The following is a 1572-nucleotide window of genomic DNA, read 5'->3' as shown; positions in this document are numbered from 1 at the left end:
GCCGGGCCCTCCCCCGGACCTCCCCTCAAGCCGCTCCCCGGCCCCCCCATTACCTTCTTGGTGGCCCCGCAATGGGGCGCCCGGCCTCCGGAGTTGGCATGACTCTCTCCCCCTGTCGAGTTGATGGCTTGGGGGGTGGTGTCACCGGCTCCGGAGGCATCGACAGACCGCTGATTAGGGGCATGACCACCGGCTTCTTCGCAGGTCGGGAGGCTCTTCGTGATGTGGATGTGGCAATCGGTGCCGTGGGACGGCCGGGCAAGGACGACCGGAGGACGCAAGTGATCGACGTCAGTGACATCGGTGCCTTCCTCGGCCTGGACGTCGGCAAGGGCGAACACCACGCCACCGCCGTCACCCCGGCCGGGAAGAAGGCTTTCGACAAGCGGCTGCCCAACAGCGAGCCCAAGCTCCGCGAGGTGGTCGGGAAACTGCAGGCCAAGCACGGGACCGTCCTTGTTGTGGTGGATCAGCCGGCCTCGATCGGGGCCCTGCCACTGGCGGTGGCCCGGGACATGGGCTGCCCGGTCGCCTACCTGCCCGGGCTGACGATGCGGCGGATCGCTGACCTCTATCCCGGCGAGGCCAAGACCGATGCCCGCGACGCCTTCGTCATCGCGGATGCCGCCCGCATCATGCCGCACACACTCCGCTCGGTCGACCTTGAGGACGAGACCATCGCCGAGCTGGAGATGATCGTCGGCTTCGACGACGACCTGGCCGGCGAAGCGACAAGGATCAGCAACCGGCTTCGGGGCCTGCTCACGCAGGTCCATCCGTCGCTGGAGCGGGTCCTGGGGCCGCGAGTGCAGCATCCGGCCGTGCTCAGGCTCCTCGACCAGTTCGGTTCCCCGGCGCAGATCCGCAAGGCCGGACGACGCCGGCTGATCACATTGATGCGTCCGAAGGCACCGCGGATGGCCGAGCGCCTGGTCGAGGACATCTTCACTGCTCTGGACGAGCAGACCGTCGTCGTCCCGGGCACAGGCGCGGCGGCATTGATCGTTCCCAGCCTCGCCACCTCGCTCCAAGCGGTGCTTGACCAGCGGAAACTCCTCGCTTCGAGGATCGAGGAACTGCTGGAGGCACACCCTCTTTCGAAGGTCCTGACGTCCATGCCGGGGATCGGCGTCAGGACCGGAGCACGCATCCTCATCGACGTCGGCGACGGATCCAGTTTCCCGTCCGCCGCCCACCTCGCCGCCTACGCAGGCCTCGCCCCAACGACCCGCAGTTCCGGGTCCTCGATCCGCGGCGAACAGCCTTCCCGGAGCGGAAACAAGCAGCTCAAACGGGCCTTCTTCCTCTCCGCATTCGCAGCCCTGGCCGACCCGGCCTCCCGCACCTACTACGACAAGAAGATCAGCCAGGGCAAGCACCACACTCAAGCCCTCCTCTGCCTCGCCAGGCGCCGGGCCGACGTCCTCTTCGCCATGCTCCGAGACGGCACCTACTACGATCCCCAACCTGCCCCATCACCTTGACCAAACCCATAGGGGCACCCCCCCCCCCCCCCCCCCCCCCCCGCCCCCCCCCCCCCCCACCCCCCCCCCCCCCCCCCCCCCCCCCCCC

At 68.8% G+C, this 1572-nt stretch carries 1 protein-coding gene; it reads left to right on the top strand.

Annotation, left to right across the window (positions count from 1 at the left end; translation table 11 throughout):
* The first annotated feature begins 281 nt into the window (after window positions 1-281).
* Window positions 282-1484 carry an IS110 family transposase gene (locus tag ABZV94_RS41545; RefSeq protein ID WP_356350289.1) on the top strand — a complete coding sequence of 401 codons (1203 nt, stop codon included), beginning with the start codon at window positions 282-284 and terminating at the stop codon, window positions 1482-1484.
* The last annotated feature ends 88 nt before the right edge of the window (window positions 1485-1572 follow it).

The sequence above is a fragment of the Streptomyces sp. NPDC004658 genome (assembly GCF_040609555.1).
Lineage (GTDB): Bacteria > Actinomycetota > Actinomycetes > Streptomycetales > Streptomycetaceae > Streptomyces.
Note: the sequence above shows the minus strand (reverse complement) of the source record. Positions and strands in the feature narration are given on the sequence as shown.